We start from the raw sequence: 18,816 nt of genomic DNA on the forward strand, positions 1-18,816 counted from the left end.
GTCCCCATGAATAGGGAGAGGACACCACCATGGCACTGCTCGACCTCCAGGTTCTCGAGTCCGACGACCACACCCTCACCGTCGCCAGCACGGTCAGCCTGCTGTCCTGCGTCTCGGCGGCCAGCGTTCTGCTCTGCCTGTGAGCTGACCGGACTGTGATCTGACCGGCACCACTCGGCTCCGGGCGACCTCTCCCCTCGCGGGGAGGGGGCGTCCGGGGCCTTCCCGTTCCCGGCGGCGGTCCGGTCGCCAACCCCTTTGTCGCCGGGGCACCTTGACCGCAGCACCCCGATCCGTCCCACCCGCACTCCGACCGAGGCGAGGCCGCAGCCGATGACGCCCAGTCCCGACGCCGACGCCACCCGCGCCCTGTCCCGCGCCGTACTCCGGCACGGCGCCCCGCGCGCCACCGCCCTGTTCGCCCTGAGCACCGCCGCGACCGCCGCCGGGCTGCTGCTGCCCGCCGCGCTGGGGCGCGCCCTGGACCTGCTGCTGGCCCGCGAGGACGCGACCCGCTGGGTGGTCTGGTGCGCGGGGCTCGTGCTGCTGTCGGCCGTGCTCGAGGGCTGCGCGGGCGTGGTGAGCGGCACCCTGGACGCGGGCTCGGCGGCGTGGCTGCGGCGCCGGGTCACCGGGCAGGTGCTGGCGCTGGGACCGCGCGCGGCGGCGCGGTTCGGCGGCGGGGACCTGGTGGCACGGCTCGTCGGCGGCGCCGCGCAGGCGGGTACCGGTCCGGCGGCGCTCGCCGCACTGCTGGCCGAACTCGCGCTGCCGCTCGGCGCGTTGGTCGCGCTCGGTCTCGTCGACTGGTTGCTCGCGGCGGTGTTCCTCACCGGCGCGCCGGTGCTCGCGCTGCTGCTGCGGGCGCTGGCCCGGGACACCTCGGCGTGTGCGGCCGAGTACCAGCGGGAGCAGGGTGTGATCGCGGCGGCGCTGACGGAGGCGGTCGGCGGTCACCGGACGATCCGCGCGGCGGGCGCCGAGGAGCGGGAGGCGGCGCGGGTGCTCGCCCCGCTCCCCCGGCTCTCCCGCGCGGGCCACGCCATGTGGCGGGTGCAGGGGCGCGCGGCGGCTCAAGCCCTCACCGTGGCGCCCCTGTTGAACCTGGGCGTGGTCGCGGTGGCCGGGCTGCTGCTCGCCCGGCACCGGCTCACGGTGGGCGAGGTGCTGGCGGCGTCGCGGTACGCGGCGCTGGCGACCGGCGTCGGCGTACTGGTCGGACGGCTCGCCGCGCTCAGCCGCGCCCGCGCGGGCACCGCACGGCTGGCCGAGGTGCCGCCCGCACCGGCGTCCCCGCACGGCACCCGGCAACTCCCGCGAGGTCCCGGCAGGTTGGAGCTGAGGGGGGTGACGGCCCGGCGCGGTGGACGTACCGTCCTCGACGGGGTCGACCTCACGGTGCCGGGCGGCACCACGCTCGCCGTCGTGGGGCGCTCCGGCACCGGCAAGTCGCTGCTCGCCGAGGTCGCCGGGCGGCTCGCGGACCCGGACGCGGGTGAGGTGCTGCTGGACGGCGTACCGCTGCGCGACCTCACCCACGACGCGCTGCGCCGCGCCGTCGCCTACGCCTTCGAACGCCCGGCGCTGTTCGGGACCACCGTCGAGGACGCCCTCGCCTTCGGCCTCGACCGGCCGCCCGCCCACCGGGTCCGCGAGGCCGCGCGCACGGCACGCGCCGACGCGTTCGTGCGCAGGCTGCCGAAGGGGTACGACACGCCGCTCGCGGACGCGCCCCGCTCCGGCGGCGAGTCCCAACGTCTGGGGCTGGCCCGCGCGTTCGCGCACGGCGGCCGGTTGCTGATCCTGGACGACGCCCTCTCCAGCCTGGACACCGTCACCGAACGCCAGATCTCCCGCTCCCTGCTGACCCCGGGCGGACCGACCCGCCTGCTGGTCGCCCACCGGGCGGCGACCGCGGCGGCGGCGGACGCGGTGGCGTGGCTGGACGGCGGGCGGCTGCGGGCGGTGGGACCGCACGCGGAGCTGTGGCGGGAAGCGGAGTACCGGGCGGTGTTCGGGGACGCCGAGACGGTGGCCAAGTAGCTCTTCGATACAAGGGAGTTGGGCTCCGATGACGCTGCGGCAGCGGGCGGTCCGGTACGCGCGGACGAAGGCGCGGGTGCTGGTGCGCCTCGGCGTCTGGTCCCTCCTGGAGGCGGGGCAGACGTTCCTGGCCGGGTACGCCCTCGCGCGCGCCCTGGACGCGGGGTTCCTCGCCGGGGACGTCCGCACCGGGCTGCTCTGGCTCGGCGCGGCGGGCGCGGCGGTGGTCGTGGGCGCGGTCGGCACCGGGCGGGTGTACGGCGTGGTGGCCGCGCTGGTCGAGCCGGTCCGGGACCGGCTGGTGACGAAGGTGGTCCGGCGCGGGGTCCGCGCGGCAGATCCGGGCGCGCTCTCGGGTCTGACCCAGCAGGTGGAGATCGCCCGGGACACCCTCGCCGGACTGGTCCTGGTCTCCCGCTCCTTCCTCTTCACGGCGGCGGGCGCCCTGATCGGTCTGTTCTCCCTGGACCCGCTGCTCCTGGCGGTGGTGGTGCCTCCGCTGCTGGCCGGGGTGGCTCTCTTCGCGGCGACGCTGCGTCCGCTGGCCCGCCGCCAGGAGGCGTTCCTGGTGGCCGACGAGGCGCTGGCCGAGGATCTGGGCGCGGTGGGACCGGGTCTGCGGGACATCACCGCGACCGGCGCCGAGTCCCGGGTCGCGCGGAGCCTCGACCGCCGTATCGGCGCCGAGTTGAGGACGGCGCGCTCCCTGGCCCGCTGGAGTCCGGCTCGCGTGGCCGCGCTCGCGCTGGGCGGCGAGGTGCCGCTGATCCTGCTCCTCGTGGCGGCGCCCTGGCTCCTGCGCCGGGGCGTGACGCCGGGCGCGCTCCTCGGGGCGCTCGCCTACGTCGGCCAGTCCCTGTATCCGGCCCTGCAGAACCTGGTCCACGGTCTGGGCACGAGCGGCGCCCGGCTGACGGTCGTACTGCGCCGCCTGCTCCCTTTGGAGCGGGAGCCGCACGCGCCGGTCAAGGAAGCATCCCCGGCCACCCAAGCGTCCCCGGCCACCGAAGCGCCATCGGACACGGAAGCACCGCCCGCCGCCGAACCGTCCCCGGAGCCGGCGGCGCCCGCCCTCGCCCTCTCCGGTCTCCGCTTCGCCTACGGTCCCGCGAGCGAACCGGTGCTCCACGGGCTGGACCTGGCGCTGCCACCCGGCACCCACCTCGCCGTCGTCGGTCCGAGCGGCACCGGCAAGTCCACGCTGACCGCCCTGATCGCCGGGCTGCTCGCGCCCGACGCGGGCACGACCCACGTCCACGGCCGCCCGGCGCCGGACGCGACCGCGCTGCGCACCCTCATCCCGCAGGAGGCGTACGTCCACGGCGGCACCCTCGCCGAGAACCTCACGCTGCACCGCCCGGACCCCGTGCCCGAGGACGAACTGCTGGCCGCCGCCGACGCGGTGGGGCTGACCCCCCTGCTGACCGCGCTCGGCGGTCCGGACGCCCGGGTCGACCCCACCGCCCTGTCCGCGGGTGAGCGCCAGCTCGTCGCGCTCACCCGCGCCTACCTCTCCCCCGCCCCGCTCGCGCTGCTGGACGAGGCGACCTGTCATCTGGACGCGGAGGCGGAGGAACGCGCGGAGCGGGCGTTCGCGGCGCGTCCGGGCGGCACCCTGGTGGTCGTCGCGCACCGGATGAACTCGGCGCGGCGGGCGGATCTCGTGCTGGTGCTGGACGGCGCGCGCACGGTGTGCGGGACGCACGCCGAGCTGCTCGCCTCCTCGCCGCTGTACCGGGACCTCATGGGCGACTGGGCCGGGGCGTCCGACGCGCGGGTGGGCTGAGCGGCGCCGGAAGCCGCCGTCACAGCCATCCCTCCCCCCGGGATATCCGGATCGCGTCGATCCGGTTCCGCGCCCCCGTCTTCCGGGTGATCGCGGCCATGTAGTTGCGGACCGTCCCGTGGGACAGGTGCAGGCTGCGGGCGATCTCGGCGATCGACGCGCCGCCCGCCGCGAGGTCCAGCACGCTCAGCTCCCGGCGTGTCAGCGGGATCTGCGTCGCCCGGAGGAAGCCGAAGCCCAGGGAGGCGTCGATGAAACGTTCCCGCGCGGCGACGTGCCGTATCGCGCGGACCAGGCGATCCGGGGAGCCCGCCTTGTCGACGAAGCCGAGCGCGCCCGCCTCGGCGGCGCGCTTGAGCAGACCGGGGCGATGGGCACTGGCGAGGACCACCAGGGCGGGTGGGCGTCCTCCCGTGCCCGGGGGACACAACTCGGCCAGTGGGGGCGCCGCGTTGCCGTCGCCGTACTCGAGGTCGGCCGCGCACACGTCCGGGGACAGTGTGCGCACCTGGTCGGAGGCGCCGCGCCACGGCGTGTCGTCCACATGGAGGCCGGGTTCCCGCCGCAGCCACTCCGCCAGGACCGCCCGTACCAGACACGCGTCGTGCACCAGAAGCACCCGGATCACTCCCGCCCCCTCGGTTTCGCTCTGTGTCGCTCTGTGCGGCCGTACTGTCACCCTCGGAAGTCGACCGCGTGCCCATTGTTGGGTGTGGCGGCCCAACTCGTGCACGGAGATCCAGCCATCAGGAGGCGCGGGGGCGCACACGCGGCGCCCGTGTGCCATCGCGTGCTCCACAACCACGGGCATGGGCCCCGCCCTCGCGGGGTACTCGGGCGGCCCACTGCCGACCGGGCCGGTCCGCAGGTCAGGAGGCGGCCCGGTGGCGGCATCCGCCGCGCGCGGGGCGTCCCCGGGCGGCCGCCCCGCTCCGCCCGGGCCGGGCGCGCGACCGTACGAGGAGGTGGTCGGGGTGTCCGACACACCGGGGCCCGCGTCCGTGTCCCCGGCCGCCGGACGACCGCTGCTGTCGGTCGCGCTCGCCTCGATGATGGAGGACGTCGGGGCGCACTCCGGTGCGGTCTATCTGCTGCGTCCCGACGCGCCAGTGCTGGAGATGGCGGTGATGGCGGGGCTGCCGCGCGCCTTCGCCGCGCCCTGGGAGCGGGTCGGGCTGAGCGCGCAGATCCCGGTGGCCCTGGCGGCCCGGGAGCGGCGCCTGGTGTGGGTGGGCGGCGCGGAGGAGATGGCGCGCCGGTTCCCGAGGATCGCGGTGGTGCTGCCGTACCCCTTCGCGCTCGCGGCGGTGCCGCTGGCGACGGCGGAGCGGGTGCTCGGCGTGGTGTTCGTGACCTGGCCCGGCACCCGCGCGGCGGAGCTGTCCGGCGAGGACCAGCACCGGCTGACGGAAGCCTGCGCGCGGCTCTCCGGGCAACTGGAGCGGGCCGCCGCCGAGTCCCGGCCGCCCGGACCCGAGCCCGATCTGCTCGCGGCGCCCGCGCCGGAGGCCGCCGCCGACCCGGACCCGGCGGAGGCGGCGCGGCTGCTGTCCCGGCTGCCGTACGGCCTGGTCTCGATGGATCTGCGGGGTCGCATCGGCTTCCTCAACGACGCCGCCGCCGAACTCCTCGGCCGCTCCGCCGGGGAGCTGCTGGGCACCCTGCCGTGGGTGTCGGTCCCGTGGCTGAACGATCCGGGGTACGAGGACCGCTACCGGGCGGCGCTGCTCAGTCAGCGGCCGACCTCGTTCGTGGCGCTGCGCCCGCCGGACCAGTGGCTGTCCTTCCGGCTGTATCCGAGCACGACCGGGCTGAGCGTGCGCATCACCCGTGTCAAGGTGCTCACGGAGCGGGCACGCGAGGCGGCGCGCTCGGGCACGCCCCCGCCCCGCCTGGTGACCATCTCCCAACTGCTCAGCCTGACCGGCGCGCTGACCGAGGCGGTGGCGGTACGGGACCTGGTGCGGCTGGTCGCGGACGAGCTGGGACCCGCCGTCGGCAGCCGGGCACTGGTGCTGCTCGGCTCGCAGGAGGGACGGCTGCGCGTGCTGGGCCACCAGGGCTACCGCGACGCGCGGGCGGTGGAGCACTACGACGGACTCCCGCTGAGCGCGCGCTCCCCGGGCACCCAGGCGCTGGACAGCGGCGTGCCCGCGTTCTTCGAGTCGGTGGAGCATCTGGAGCGGCTCTACCCCTCGGGGCGCGAGCTACGGGACGGCTTCGCGGCCTGGGCGTATCTGCCGCTGGTCGCCTCCGGGCGCCCGGTGGGCACGTGCGTGCTGGCGTACGCGGAACCGCATGTCTTCCGGGCCGAGGAGCGCGCGGTGCTGACCAGCCTCGGCGGACTGATCGCACAGGCCCTGGAGCGGGCCCTGCTGTACGACGCCAAGCACCGGCTCGCACACGGCCTCCAGTCGGCGCTGCTGCCGCACAGCCTGGCTCCGCCGCCGGGCATCGAGGCGGCGGCGCGCTATCTGCCCGCGACCCGGGGCATGGAGATCGGCGGCGACTTCTACGACCTGGTGCCGACCCGTCCGCTCGCGGCGGCGGTGATCGGCGACGTGCAGGGGCACAACGTGACGGCGGCGGCGCTGATGGGTCAGATCCGCACCGGGGTCCGGGCGTACACGGCGGTGGGGCAGGCGCCGGAGGAGGTCATGGACAGCATCAACCGGCTGCTGCTCGACCTCGGCGCCGACCTGTTCGCGAGCTGTCTGTATCTGCGGCTGGACCCGGCGCGCGGGCGGGCCGTGATGGCGCGGGCCGGGCATCCGCCGCCGCTGCTGCGCCGCCCGGACGGGCGGGTACGGGTGCTGGACCTGGCCGGGGGTCCGCTGCTCGGGATCGACGCGGGGGCGGTGTATCCGACGACCGAGGTGGCCCTGACGCCCGGTTCGGTGCTCGCGCTCTACACCGACGGTCTCGTGGAGTCACCGGGCGTGGACATCGAGGACGCGCTGGTGGAGCTGGGCGCGGTGTTCGCGGAGGCGGGCGCAGGACCGCTGGAGAGCGTCGCGGACGAGCTGGTGCGGCACGGGGCGTCGGGGCGCGAGCGGGTGGACGACGTGGCGGTGCTGCTGCTGCGGGCGAGCGGGGGCGGGTGACGGCACCCGGACCCGGACCTCGTGGCAGGACCGTAGCGGTCGCGGTGAAGGCGGCTGCCGAAGAGCCGGTCGCCGGAAAAGAGGTGGTCCGGCCCTCCCGCCGGAGGGCCGGACCGTCCCCGGCCGACCGGAACCGCGTGTGAACGGCCGGCCGGGGCGTCAGGTTCCGGCACCCGCGCGGGGTGCCGGAGGGGTGGAGCGGGTCAGTTGCCGCTGCTGTGGTGGTGGCGCGACTTGTGGTGCTGGGCGGTGCCGCTCTGGGCGGCGCCCTGGTCGCCCGCCGCCTGGTCACCGGCCGCGCCGTCACCGGCGCCCTGGTCGCCCGCCGCGGCGGACGGGTCCGCGGAACCGCCGACCTCGTCGCCACCCGCCTGGTCACCGGCGCCCGCTTCGTCGCCCGCGCCGGCCTGGTCGCCCGCGCCCTGGTCGTCGCCGGCCTGGTCGCCCGCGCCCGCCTGGCCGCCGTCGCCGAGGGTGGCGCCGGTGGCCGCGAGCGCGGTGGTGACCGGCTGGAAGAAGGTCTCGCCGCCGCTGGTGCAGTCGCCGCTGCCGCCGGAGGTCAGACCGACCGCGCCGCCGTCCTGGGTGAACAGCGAGCCGCCGGAGTCACCGGCCTCGGCGCACACGTTGGTCTGGATGAGACCGGTGACGGTGTCCACGCCGTTGGGGTCGGTCTCGCTCTGGAAGTTGACCGTGGCGTCCAGACCGGTCACCTGGCCGTTGTGCAGCCCGGTGGTGGAGCCCATGCGGAAGACGGTGGAGCCGACGGTGGCGTCCACGGCCTGGGTGATCGGGACGGTCTGACCGTTGCCCGCGTTGACCTCGCTGGGCGCCTGGGTCGCCGGGTCGTCGTACTTCACGAGGGAGAAGTCGCCGTCGCCGGGGAAGTTCGCCTGGTCCACCGTGGCGATGGGCTGCCCGGTCTGCGAGTCGGACCACTCCTTGGCGGCGACCCCGCAGTGACCGGCCGTCAGGAAGGCGGGGCTGCCGTCGGAGGCGGTGACGTTGAAGCCGAGCGAGCAGCGGACGTTGCCGCCCTCGGCCTGGGAGAAGATGGCGTCGCCGCCGGAGACGAAGGTCTTGAAGGTGCCGGAGGACTTTCTGAGGGTGGCCATGTTCGCGCCGAGGCCGTCCACGGTGGACTCCAGGCGGTCCCACTTGGCGCCGGTGACCGTGCTGTCGGCGCTGACGACGACCTTGTTGGTGCGCGGGTCCACGGCCCAGGCGGTGCCGGGGATGGTCGCCTTGGTCTTCAACGTCGCTGCGGCGGCCTTGAGTTCGGTGGTGCTGTTGTCGACCTCGCGGACGGCGGCACCGGCCTGCTGGGCGCGCGCCATGGCGCTCTGGTCGCCCCGGGCCACGTTGACGACGAGCTGCTGCTTGCCGTTCTCGTAGTACGCACCGGCGAACGCGGTGCCGAGCTGCTTCTGGAGCCGGGCGCTGAGCGTGGAGGCGTCGGTGGCCTTCAGCGTCTTGGCGGTGCCTGCGGCTGCGGTCGCGTCCTTGTCCTGGGACGCCATGGCGTTGGGCAGCAGGAGGGCCGCGGCTCCGAGCGCCGCCACACCGCCCACCGCTATCGCGGCCTTGCGCTTGGGCATTCGCTTGTGACTCAACCTTCTCGACCTCCAGTGGGGGACGGGGGTCTGCCGCTAGGGGCAGTGGAACGGGGGCGCCCGGACGGCTACAGGTACGGGCGGGGTGCGCGGAGCGTTCAACTCCGTTCGCCAACTTCCTTCCGGGCAAAGCGAATCGGCCACCGCGGTAGGGGTGTCCACGTCTCCTCCGAGGCCGTGGCGCAAGGGCGGCGGGTCCGGATCGTCACGCTGGGGACCCGTCAGGTGACGGTCCGTCCAGGAGGTGTACCGGAATCGTTGCTTCAGGGAATCTGCACACCGACTGCCCAAGCGGGTCACCGGCACGGCCGGATCTGCACATCCGCACGCTCCCGCAACGCGCCTTTGGAGAGGAGTGCCGGATTCGCCGCCGGAGGAACGCACGAGTCGGTACGCGGCGCGCGCCCGGCATGTGAAGGAGTGGCCACGACCCGGTGCGCACGCCGTCACCATCGCCCCCCATTACCGACAGAAACGCCTGGTGAGGGGCTTGTTCAGGTGGAACCGGGCGCTGCGTGCGTGCTTTGATCCATCGCACCGCGGGGACCGCTCAGGGGCTGCCGGAGACGGCCGCCCCCGGGTGCTCGCGGTACGGCGGTCCATCTGTCCCCCAGAGGGGGCCGCTCTCCCCCTTGTGAGATATCCATATGAAGGGAAGTTCCACCATGAACTCCACCCCCCAGGTTGAGACCGTCGAGATCTCGGACGCCGAGCTGGACAACGTCTCCGGCGGTCTGTCCGTGAACGCCCTCAACACCGTGACCGGTGCCGTCAACGGCATCGCCCCGGTTTCCGGCCTGGTGGACACCGCCATCGGCACCGTCGAGGGCGTCACCGGCCTGAACACCCAGCCGGTCACCAACCTGGTCGCCGGTCTCTGATCGCACCTGGTTTCACCGAAGTCCCGGAGCCGTCCGCCGGCTCCGGGACTCTCGGGCGTTCCCCGGCGGTTTCCGCGCAGGTCTCCGCCGCAGTCTCCGTGCCGTCGTCTCTCCTCGGGTGAGGGAAGTTCCGTGCAGTTCCGCCAACAGGCCCTCGCCAAGCTCCAGTCACCGGAGGAACTCGACCTCCCGGTGCGCCTCGCGCGCCCGCAGGGCTGGCTCGCGCTGGGTGTCACCGTCGTCGTGATGGCGGCGGCATCCGTGTGGACGGTGACCGGCTCGGTCACCTCCACGGTCGACGCCCCGGCCATCCTCACGCACGCGCAGGGCAGTTACCTGCTCCAGAGCCCCGTCGCCGGTCAGGTGACGGCCGTGCTCGCCAAGCAGGGCGAGCGGCTCCCCGCGAACGCGCCCGTCCTCAAGGTCCGTACGGCGCAGGGCGATTCCCTCATCCGCACGGTCGCCGCCGGACGGATCACCGCGCTCGCCGCGACGATCGGGCAGATCATCCAGACCGGCGCCAACGTCGCCGCCGTGGAGAAGGTCGCGCACACCGGCGACCCGCTGTACGCGACGGTCTACGTGCCCGCCGAGAACGCCGCCTCGATCCCGGCGCACGCGGAGGTCGACCTGACCGTCTCCTCCGTGCCCGCCGACCGCTACGGCGTCCTGCGCGGCCGGGTGAAGTCGGTGGACCGCACCGCCCAGTCGGCGCAGTCCATCGCCGCGTTCCTCGGCGACACGCAGCTCGGGCAGCAGTTCACCCGCAAGAGCCGCCCGGTCGCCGTGACCGTGAAGCTGGAGAAGTCGTCCTCGGCGAAGAGCGGTTACCGCTGGTCCTCCGCCGACGGACCGCCCTTCCGGCTCGACTCCATGACCCTGGCCACCGGTTCGGTCCATCTGGCCGACCAGCGCCCTCTCGATTGGCTGCTCCCGTGACCGTCCGGACGGGGCAGGACCCCGACACCCGTAGCCGCAGACGCGCCGCACCCCCGCGCCGCCCGGTCCCCAAGGGCCGCGGCGGCACGGTCCGTACGCCCACCGTGCTCCAGATGGAAGCCGTCGAGTGCGGCGCCGCCTCCCTGGCGATGGTGCTCGGCCACTACGGCCGCCATGTCCCCCTGGAGGAGCTGCGCATCGCGTGCGGTGTCTCCCGCGACGGCTCGCGCGCGAGCAACCTCCTGAAGGCGGCGCGCGGTTACGGGCTGACCGCCAAGGGCATGCAGATGGACCTGGCCGCCCTCGCCGAGGTGCGCGCACCGGCCGTGCTGTTCTGGGAGTTCAACCACTACGTCGTCTACGACGGCATGGGGCGCCGCTTCGGACGGCGCGGGGTGTACATCAACGACCCCGCCAAGGGGCGCCGTTTCGTGCCCATGGAGGAGTTCGACGGCAGCTTCACCGGTGTGGTGCTGGTCCTGGAGCCCGGCGAGGACTTCGCCAAGGGCGGGCGCAAGCCGGGCATCCTCGGCGCGATGCCCGCCCGGCTGCGCGGCACCGCGGGCACCCTGCCCGCCGCCGTCCTCGCGAGCCTGCTGCTGGTCGCGGTCGGCGCCGCGGTGCCCGCGCTGAGCCGCACCTACATCGACATGTTCCTCATCGGCGGACAGACCTCGCTGCTCGGCGTGCTGTTCGCCTCGATGGGCACCTGTGTCGCGCTGACCCTGGTGCTGACCTGGCTCCAGCAGACCAACCTGCTGCACGGCCGGATCATCTCCTCCACCCTCTCCAGCGCCCGCTTCCTGCGCCATCTGCTGCGGCTGCCGGTCACCTTCTTCTCCCAGCGCTCCCCCGCCGACCTGGTGCAGCGCCTGCAGTCCAACGACCAGGTCGCCGAGACCCTGGCCCGCGACCTCGCGGCGGCGGGCGTCGACGCGATCGTGGTCGTGCTCTACGCGGTGCTCCTCTACACCTACGACCCGCAGCTCACCTTCGTCGGCATCGGCGTGGCCCTGCTGAACATCGTGGCGATGCGGATGGTCGTACGCATGCGAGCGACCCGTACGGCGAAGCTGCGCGCGGACTCCGCACGGCTCACCAACACCTCGTACACCGGTCTTCAGTTGATCGAGACGATGAAGGCGACCGGCGGCGAGGACGGCTACTTCCGCAAGTGGGCCGGGCAGCACGCCGCCACGCTGGAGGAGCAGCAGAAGCTGGGGGTGCCGAGCGCGTGGCTCGGGGTGGTCGCGCCGACGCTGGCCACGCTCAACAGCGCGCTGATCCTGTGGATCGGCGGCGTCCGGGCGATCGAGGGGCACATCTCGGTGGGTCTGCTGGTCGCCTTCCAGGCACTGGTGGCCCGCTTCACCGCCCCGCTCACCCGGCTCAACGGCGTGGCGGGCCGCATTCAGGACTTCGCGGCGGACGTCGCCCGGCTGAAGGACGTGGAGAACTTCCAGGCCGACCCGCTCTACGACCGCCCCGGCGGCGCGGGCGAGTCCACACGCAGGCTGCGCGGGCACGTCCAACTGGAGAACGTCACCTTCGGCTACAGCCCGCTGGACAAGCCGCTGCTGACCGGCTTCGACCTGACGGTGGGCCCGGGTCAGCAGGTGGCGCTGGTCGGCGGCTCGGGCAGCGGCAAGTCCACGGTGTCCCGGCTGATCTCGGGGCTGTACTCCCCGTGGGACGGCGTGATCCGGATCGACGACACGCGCCTGGAGGACATCCCGCGCGGCGCGCTCGCCTCCTCGGTCTCCTTCGTGGACCAGGACGTGTTCCTCTTCGAGGGCTCGGTGCGCGACAACGTGGCGCTGTGGGACCGCTCGATCCCGGACGAGGCCGTGGTGGAGGCGCTGCGGGACGCGGCGCTGTACGACGTGGTGACGCGCAGGCCCGGCGGCATCCACAGCCGGGTCGAGCAGGACGGCCGCAACTTCTCCGGCGGGCAGCGCCAGCGCCTGGAGATCGCACGGGCGCTGGTCCGCCGCCCGAGCATCCTCGTCCTGGACGAGGTGACCAGCGCGCTCGACGCGGAGACGGAGCTGGTCGTGATGGACAACCTGCGCAGGCGCGGCTGTGCCTGTGTGGTGATCGCGCACCGGCTGAGCACGGTCCGCGACAGCGACGAGATCGTGGTGCTCCAGCACGGCACGGTGGTCGAACGCGGTCGCCACGAGGAGCTGGTGGCACGCGGCGGCGCCTACGCGGCGCTGGTCAGGGAGCGGTGAGATGACGCAGACGCACGAAGGGGACCTGGTCCTCGGCGCCCTCGGCGCGCTCGGCACCCGGGTGGACTGCGCGGGCTTCAACCGCCTGGACCTCGAAGGTCCGCAGGTGCTGTGGCTGGTGGCGTCCGGCGCGCTCGACCTGTTCGCGGTGGACGCCGCCCAGCAGGGCCACTGGCACCACCTGGGCCGCCTGGAGGCGGGCGCGCTGCTGCTCGGTCCGGTCGCCGGACCCCAGCACACCCTGGTCGCCCGCCCGGTGCGGGACTGCGTGGTGCACCGGGTGAACCTGCGCGAGCTGTACCAGAGCGCGCAGACCGAGACCTGGTCGTACGACGCGTACGGCAACCCGCAGTACGTGCCGCCCGCCACCAGCCCGCTGGAGTACGCGCTCGCGCTCGGCGTCGGACGCGGGCTCGCGGTGCTGTTCCAGGCGCCGCTCGCCGAGGACCGCTCGACCGCGCCCTCGGACGACGACGTGTTCTGGACGCAGGTCCCGCCGGGCAGCGTGCAGTACGGCTCCCTGTACGGCGCGGAGGCCGCCGCCGATCTGCTGATGGACCCGGCGCTGTGGCAGACCCTGGTGGACCAGCAGTACCGCCTGCTGACCGCGCTTGACCGGTGGATCGAGCAACTGGAGCGCACGCACGAGACGCGCGCGGCGGCCGGTATCAAGGCCGGTGAGGCGGTGCGCGCCGAGGCGGACCGGACGCTGCTCGCGTCCATCGGCAAGCGCTCGGCGCGCCGGACCACGGCGGCGGACGCGGACGCCGGGTACGCCGCCTGCAAGCTGGTCGCGGAGGCGGCCGGGATCGCGCTCGCCGAACCCGCGCACAGCGGCACCGAGAGCGAGCGCCTGGACCCGGTGGAGCGCGTCGCGCTCGCCTCCCGGGTGCGCACCCGCGCGGTCCGCCTGCACGGCCACTGGTGGCGGGAGAACGTGGGCCCGCTGGTGGGGCACCGGGCGCTGTCCGGGGCGCCGGTGGCGCTGCTGTGGCGGCGCGGCGGCTATGTCGCCGTCCAGCCCGCGACCGGGCGCGAGACGCCGGTGGAGAAGGCGAACGCGGAGGAGTTCGAGCCGCGCGCCGTGATGTTCTACCGCCCGCTGCCCGAGCGGCGCCTCGGTCCGCTCGGTCTGCTCCGCTTCAGCCTGCGCGGCACACGCGGCGATCTGACCAACCTGCTGCTCGCGGGTCTGGTGACGGTGGCGATCGGCGCGCTGGTGCCGGTGGCCACCGGCAAGGTGCTCGGCGAGTACGTCCCGCAGGCGCGGGAGAACCTGATCGCCCAGGTGTGTCTCGCGGTGATGCTGAGCGGGATCGTCTCGGCGGCGTTCACGCTGCTGGAGAACCTGACGATCCTGCGCCTGGAAGGACGTATCGAGGCGGCACTGCAACCGGCGGTGTGGGACCGGCTGCTGAGGCTCCCCACCCGGTTCTTCGCGAGCCGCTCCACCGGTGAACTGGCCAGCGCCGCCATGGGCATCAGCTCGATCCGGCGCCTGCTCGCGGGCGTGGGTCCGGTGGTGGCGCAGTCGGTGACGATCGGCGCGATGAACGTCGGGCTGCTGCTCTGGTACAGCGTGCCGATGGCGCTCGCGGCGATCGGGCTGCTGATCGTGATCGGCGCGGTGTTCCTCGGGCTCGGGCTGTGGCAGGTGCGCTGGCAGCGGCGCCTGGTGACGCTCGGCAACAAGCTGAACAACCAGGCGTTCCAGACCCTGCGCGGGCTGCCCAAGCTGCGGGTCGCGGCGGCGGAGAACTACGCGTACGCCGCATGGGCGCGGGAGTTCGCGCGCAGCCGGGAGCTCCAGCAGAAGGTCGGGCGGATCAAGAACCTCAGCTCGGTGCTCGGCGCGGTCTATCTGCCGGTCTGCACGCTGGTGATGTTCATGCTCCTCGCGGGTCCCGCCAGGGGCGCGATGTCGGCGGCGGCGTTCCTCACCTTCAGCACCTCGGTGACGATGGTGCTGACCTCGGTGACCCAGCTCACCGGCGCGTTCGTCTCGGCGGTCGCGGCGCTGCCGCTCTTCGAGGAGATCCGCCCGGTCCTGGACGCCACCCCCGAGGTGCGCTCGGCGAGCACCCGCCCGGGCGCGCTCACGGGCGCGCTGGAGGCGCGGCGGCTGTCCTTCCGGTACGCGGACGACGGTCCGCTGGTCCTGGACGACGTGTCCTTCGCGGTGCGCCCCGGCGAGTTCGTCGCGGTGGTGGGTCCCAGCGGCTGCGGCAAGTCGACCCTGCTGCGCCTGCTCATCGGCTTCGACAAGCCGGTCTCCGGCAGCGTGCTCTACGACGGTCAGGACCTCGCGGCGCTCGACCAGTCGGCGGTGCGCCGCCAGTGCGGGGTGGTCCTCCAGCACGCGCAGCCGTTCACCGGCTCGATCCTGGACGTCATCTGCGGCGCCGAGCCGTACACCCCGGAGGAGGCGATGGCGGCGGCCGAACTGGCGGGTCTCGCCGAGGACATCCAGCGGATGCCGATGGGGCTGCACACGATCGTCTCCGGCAGCGGAGCGGTCTCCGGCGGCCAGCGCCAGCGGCTGATGATCGCCCAGGCGCTGATCCGGCGCCCGCGCGTGCTGTTCTTCGACGAGGCGACCAGCGCGCTGGACAACGAGACCCAGCGCACGGTCATGGAGAGCACCCGCAAGCTCAACGCCACCCGGATCGTCATCGCCCACCGCCTCTCGACCGTCATGGACGCGGACCGGGTGGTGGTGATGGAGGACGGCAAGGTCGTCCAGCAGGGTCCGCCCGCCGACCTCCTCGCGGACACCGGGGGACGGCTGCACGAACTGGTGCGCAGGCAGATGGCGTAGGAGCCGGGGCGCCCCGGAAGACATCGGGAGGGAAAACGCCGTGTCCCGGCCGAGGCCCCCCACGGGCCCGGCCGGGACACGGTTGTGCTTCCGGAGACCGGCGGACGGCCCCACACCGTCCGCCTGCTCCGGCCACGGGATCACGGTCGCTCCGGCCAGGGGCCGCACTCCCCAGTCACGAGCCCGATCCGGCGTCCTGGAGTCCGCGCGATCCCGGTCCTAGAACGCGAAGACGCTGCTGTCCAGCGCGTCCTTCGCGCACGAATTGCCGAACGTGCGCTCGTAGGAGACCCGTTGGCCCTGCCACACGCCCTGCACGGTGACGGTGACCGGGTCGTAGAGCCGGGTGCACCACACGTCGTCGCGGGTCTTCAGGGCGGTGAAGTCGCCCTGGAGTCCGCGCAGTTCGGCACAGGCGCGGACGGGGTCCGGGTGCGTGCCGGACGGGGTCGGGGCGCAGCTCAGGGTGACGGCGCGCTCGGGGGCGAGCGTGGCGGCGCTGTCGCCGTGGCCGGTGGTGAGCACCAGCGCCGAGGGCGCGTAGAGCGAGGCCGGGGCGGCTGCGGCTGCCCCGGTCAGGGGGCCGCAGACGGCGGCGGCGGTGAGTCCCAGCGCCGCGGTCCAGCGCGCGGTGTTCCGCATTGTGTGCATCCTTCCGCTCGAACAGACGGGGGTGCCGGCCCGGTTCCGTTCGGGTGCCGGGGCGGCGGCCGCCACTCTGCCGAGTCCGCCGCCGGAACACACATCCCACCCATGACTTTCAGTAACCTTGCGTGTTGAATCAGTGGCGAGAAGTCACGGAATTCGAACACGTCGGCCGTGCAACGCCGCGGTTCTTGATCGCCGGACATGGCCGACTGGCCGAAAGACACCGCCTGCGCAATCGGCCTGAAACATTCCGGCCGTGGCCGCCCGGCCCCCCTTCACGTCCCGTTCGTGACACCTTCACGCTTCCTCGCGTTCGCCCGGGTTTCGGGCGGGCATCAGTGGCCGAACCCTCCATCGGCGGCACCGGAAGATGGACGAAACATCACCTGGTCCGTTTCCGCCGCCCGGCCGTACCGTCGGCAGATCCCGATCCGGACATCCGCCCATCACGCGGCGCAGGAGCCCTCGTTGACCTCACAGCCCTCCGCATCCCCGGCCACGCCGCCGCCCGCCCTCACCGAGGTCGAGCCCTACGGCGTCGAACGCATCCCCGACTCCGAGCGCACCGCGACTCCGCTCGACCTCTTCCGGGTCGCCTTCGGCGGCGCCAACACCTTCTCCACCTGTGTCCTCGGCGCGTTCCCGATCCTGTTCGGGCTCTCCTTCTGGCAGGGGCTCGCCGCGACGGTCCTCGGGGTGGTCGTGGGCGCCCTGATCCTGTGTCCGATGGCCGTGTTCGGTCCGGTGAACGGCACCAACAACGCGGTGGCGTCCTCCGCGCACCTCGGTGTGCACGGCCGGATCGTCGGCTCCTTCCTCTCCCTGCTCACCGCGATCGCGTTCTTCTCCATCTCGGTGTGGAGCTCGGGCGACGCCCTGGTGGGCGGCGCGCACCGGCTGTTCGGCCTGGAGCGCGGCACGCTGTCCTACGTCGTGGCGTACGCGCTGTTCGCCGGGCTCGTCCTCGCGGTGTGCGTCTACGGCTTCCGGTTCATGCTGTTCGTCAACAAGATCGCGGTGATGTCCGCGACCGTGCTGTTCCTGCTCGGCGCGATCGCCTTCGCCGGTGACTTCGACCCGTCGTACGCCGGTGTCTTCACGGCTCACGCGGACGCGGCGACGCAGTCGATGTTCTGGCCGTCGTTCATCGGCGCCGCCCTGATCGTGCTGTCCAACCCGGTGTCGTTCGGGGCGTTCCTCGGGGACTGGTCGCGTTACATCCCCGCGTCCACCCCGCACCGCAAGGTGATCGGCGCCGCTTTCCTCTCCCAACTGGCCACGCTGCTGCCCTTCGTGTTCGGTCTGGCGACCGCGAGCATCATCGCGACCAAGGCTCCGGCGTACGTGGACCCGAAGGCGCCGGACTTCGTGGGCGGTCTGCTGGCGATCTCCCCGAGCTGGTTCTTCCTGCCGGTGTGCCTGCTCGCCCTGATCGGCGGCATGTCGACCGGCACGACCTCCCTCTACGGCACGGGGCTTGACTTCTCCTCGGTCTTCCCGAAGCTGTCCCGGGTCCGGGCGACCCTGCTGGTCGGCGTCCTGTCCATCGCGTTCATCTTCGTCGGCCGCTTCGGTCTGGACCTCGTGCAGTCCATCTCCACCTTCGCCACGATGATCATCACCTGCACCACGCCGTGGATGGTCGTGATGATGCTCGGCTTCTGGACCCGGCGCGGCTGGTACGACCCGGACGCCCTCCAGGTCTTCAACCGCCGTCAGCGCGGCGGCCGTTACTGGTTCGCGCACGGCTGGAACTGGCGCGGGATGACCGCCTGGTGGGTCGCGGCGGTGCTCGGCGTGCTCTTCACCGACATCCCGGGCCAGTTCGTGGGACCGCTAGGCGATGTCGCGGGCGGTGTGGACATCAGCCTGCCGCTCTCGCTGGCGGTGGCCGCGCTGCTCTTCCTGGCCCTGCTGTGGCTGTTCCCCGAGCCCCGCGCGGTCTACGGTCCCGACGGCGCCCGGCTGGCCCGCACGGCGGACACCCCGGTGCCGCCGATCACGGGCGACGGGTCGGAGCCGGTGGGCGAGACGGTCGTGGCGACCCGATGACCGAGTGGCTGGACCTTTCGGTCCCCGTGGTCACCGGGATGCCCGTGTATCCCGGTGACCCGGAGGTCACGGTCTCCCCCGCGCTGCGCGCCCCCGCCGACGGTGTCAACGTCCTCTCCCTGCACCTGGGTTCGCAGTCCGGCACGCACGTGGACGCGCCGTACCACGTCGACGACGCGTGGCCACGGCTGGACGAGCTTCCCCTGTCCCGCTTCACGGGGCGCGCGGTGGTGGCCGACGTGCGCGGACTCGCGCCCCGCTCCCCCATCGCGCCGGAACTGCTGGCCCCGGCGCTGGAGTCCTTCGCTCCGGGCGCGGTCCTGCTGCTGGTCACGGGCTGGTCGGCGCACTGGGGCACGGACGCCTACCCGGACCATCCGTGGCTGACCCCGGCCGCCGCCGAGGCCGTGGTGGCGGCGGGGGTCCGCACGGTGGCGGTGGACGCCCTCAGCGTGGACCCGAGCGGCACGGACGCCGACCCGTCCCTCCCGGCCCACCGGGTGCTGTGCGGGGCGGGCGGGGTGATCGCGGAGAACCTCAGGCACCTCGACCGGCTGGTGGGCGCGGACGACGCCGAGGTGTTCCTCTTCCCGCTGCGCCTGCCGGGCTCGGACGGGGCACCGGTGCGCGCGGTGGCGCGGCTCGGCGGGGAGTGACGGCGCGGGCGACGAGGGTGCGAGCGACGACGGTGCGGGGCC

At 73.6% G+C, this 18,816-nt stretch carries 13 protein-coding genes; 10 read left to right on the top strand and 3 right to left on the bottom strand.

Annotation, left to right across the window (positions count from 1 at the left end):
* Window positions 1-29 precede the first annotated feature (29 nt).
* The 3 genes from IF655_RS05990 to IF655_RS06000 all read left to right on the top strand — a co-directional run bounded on the left by IF655_RS05990 (window position 30) and on the right by IF655_RS06000 (window position 3,829).
* Entirely contained in the window at window positions 30-143 is a 114-nt protein-coding gene (locus IF655_RS05990) for a SapB/AmfS family lanthipeptide (protein WP_018548652.1), read from the top strand.
* Window positions 144-333: 190 nt separating this feature from the next.
* Window positions 334-2,043, top strand: coding sequence for an ABC transporter ATP-binding protein (locus tag IF655_RS05995; protein WP_199582609.1), 1,710 nt, complete (start codon window positions 334-336; stop codon window positions 2,041-2,043).
* Between the two features lie 28 nt (window positions 2,044-2,071).
* On the top strand, window positions 2,072-3,829 hold the full coding sequence (locus IF655_RS06000) for an ABC transporter ATP-binding protein (protein WP_199582612.1): 1,758 nt from the start codon (window positions 2,072-2,074) through the stop codon (window positions 3,827-3,829).
* Window positions 3,830-3,848: 19 nt separating this feature from the next.
* Here IF655_RS06000 and IF655_RS06005 read toward each other — a convergent pair whose 3' ends face one another.
* Window positions 3,849-4,457 (bottom strand): response regulator transcription factor, encoded by a 609-nt coding sequence (locus IF655_RS06005; RefSeq protein WP_018548649.1) that lies wholly within the window; start codon window positions 4,455-4,457, stop codon window positions 3,849-3,851.
* Window positions 4,458-4,794: 337 nt separating this feature from the next.
* On the opposite strand from IF655_RS06005, the gene IF655_RS06010 reads away from it, so the two are divergent.
* The gene (locus IF655_RS06010; protein WP_374100180.1) at window positions 4,795-6,933 is read left to right on the top strand and encodes a SpoIIE family protein phosphatase; all 2,139 of its coding nucleotides are present in this window, start codon (window positions 4,795-4,797) and stop codon (window positions 6,931-6,933) included.
* 203 nt (window positions 6,934-7,136) lie between these two features.
* Here IF655_RS06010 and IF655_RS06015 read toward each other — a convergent pair whose 3' ends face one another.
* On the bottom strand, window positions 7,137-8,531 hold the full coding sequence (locus tag IF655_RS06015; protein WP_199582618.1) for a S1 family peptidase: 1,395 nt from the start codon (window positions 8,529-8,531) through the stop codon (window positions 7,137-7,139).
* Window positions 8,532-9,211: 680 nt separating this feature from the next.
* Between IF655_RS06015 and IF655_RS06020 the strand changes: the two genes are divergently transcribed.
* From IF655_RS06020 to IF655_RS06035, 4 genes are all read left to right on the top strand, one after another.
* Entirely contained in the window at window positions 9,212-9,427 is a 216-nt protein-coding gene (locus tag IF655_RS06020; RefSeq protein WP_018548646.1) for a hypothetical protein, read from the top strand.
* 132 nt (window positions 9,428-9,559) lie between these two features.
* Window positions 9,560-10,366 (top strand): HlyD family efflux transporter periplasmic adaptor subunit, encoded by an 807-nt coding sequence (locus IF655_RS06025; RefSeq protein ID WP_199582621.1) that lies wholly within the window; start codon window positions 9,560-9,562, stop codon window positions 10,364-10,366.
* 113 nt (window positions 10,367-10,479) lie between these two features.
* Entirely contained in the window at window positions 10,480-12,600 is a 2,121-nt protein-coding gene (locus IF655_RS06030; RefSeq protein WP_242488595.1) for an NHLP family bacteriocin export ABC transporter peptidase/permease/ATPase subunit, read from the top strand.
* A 1-nt stretch (window position 12,601) separates the two neighbouring features.
* The gene (locus tag IF655_RS06035; protein WP_199582627.1) at window positions 12,602-15,418 is read left to right on the top strand and encodes an NHLP bacteriocin export ABC transporter permease/ATPase subunit; all 2,817 of its coding nucleotides are present in this window, start codon (window positions 12,602-12,604) and stop codon (window positions 15,416-15,418) included.
* A 219-nt stretch (window positions 15,419-15,637) separates the two neighbouring features.
* Here the strand turns inward: IF655_RS06035 and IF655_RS06040 are convergent, their stop codons facing one another.
* Window positions 15,638-16,060, bottom strand: a complete 423-nt coding sequence (locus IF655_RS06040) for a subtilase-type protease inhibitor (protein WP_199582630.1) — start codon at window positions 16,058-16,060, stop codon at window positions 15,638-15,640.
* Window positions 16,061-16,534: 474 nt separating this feature from the next.
* Here IF655_RS06040 and IF655_RS06045 point away from each other — a divergent pair, with 474 nt between their 5' ends.
* Together IF655_RS06045 and IF655_RS06050 are read left to right on the top strand one after the other, a co-directional pair.
* Window positions 16,535-18,118, top strand: coding sequence for a cytosine permease (locus IF655_RS06045; protein WP_199582634.1), 1,584 nt, complete (start codon window positions 16,535-16,537; stop codon window positions 18,116-18,118).
* The gene (locus IF655_RS06050; protein ID WP_199582637.1) at window positions 18,115-18,774 is read left to right on the top strand and encodes a cyclase family protein; all 660 of its coding nucleotides are present in this window, start codon (window positions 18,115-18,117) and stop codon (window positions 18,772-18,774) included. Before IF655_RS06045 ends, IF655_RS06050 begins: the two co-directional genes overlap by 4 nt.
* Window positions 18,775-18,816: the final 42 nt, after the last annotated feature.

The sequence above is a fragment of the Streptomyces sp. DSM 110735 genome (genome assembly GCF_016482685.1).
Taxonomy (GTDB): Bacteria; Actinomycetota; Actinomycetes; order Streptomycetales; family Streptomycetaceae; genus Streptomyces.